Annotated in this window: 1 protein-coding gene; it reads right to left on the minus strand. The window is 58.2% G+C overall.

Annotated features, from left to right (window positions below):
- Nucleotides 1-34 precede the first annotated feature (34 nt).
- Nucleotides 35-760, minus strand: a 726-nt coding sequence (locus tag HKD27_RS16280; RefSeq protein ID WP_197436630.1) for an IS3 family transposase, incomplete at its 5' end; no start/stop codon positions are given.

A 760-nucleotide genomic window follows, 5' to 3' on the forward strand; every position in this document is an offset into this window, starting at 1 on the left:
TTTTGCGGGCTTGATAAGCTATACCCGGTTGTTGTTATGCCGCCCTTCTGACGGCGTTGCTGTTGGCCATCTGGTCCGGGGTTAACCCCGGACCAGATGGCGTCGGCACGTTATGATACGCCTCATCGGGCGTTCGTCCAGCCAGCGCCGTATGCGGACGCCTTTCGTTATAATGGGCGATCCATCTGCCAAGCCCGGCCCTCAGCTCTGATCCGGTCTCGAACGCGTGCAGGTAGACGCATTCATATTTCAGCGACCGCCACAGACGCTCGATGAACACGTTATCCAGCCATCGCCCACGCCCGTCCATACTGATGCGGATCTGACGCTCTTCCAGTATCCCGGTGAAACGGGGTGTCGTAAATTGCGCCCCCTGGTCAGTATTGAAAATGTCCGGGGCGCCATAGCGCATGAGGGCATCCTGTAGCGCCTCGATACAGAACTCCACGTCCATCGTGTTCGACAGACGCCAGGACAGGACCTTGCGCGTGAACCAGTCCATGATCGCCACGAGATAGAGAAATCCCCGTTTCATGGGAATATATGTGATATCGGAACACCAGACCTGGTCAGGCCGATTGATGACCAGATCCCGTAGCAGATATGGATATTTCCGATGCTCCGGATGGGGCACGGTCGTGCGCGGCTTCTGGTAGATCGCCCGCAGGCCCATGATCGCCATGAGCCGCCGGACCCGCTTGCGGCCCACTTCATGTCCCTGGCGGCGCAGATGCCATGTCATCTGCCGTGAGCCATAATA

This window comes from Gluconobacter sp. R75690 (assembly GCF_015244525.1).
Lineage (GTDB): Bacteria > Pseudomonadota > Alphaproteobacteria > Acetobacterales > Acetobacteraceae > Gluconobacter > Gluconobacter potus.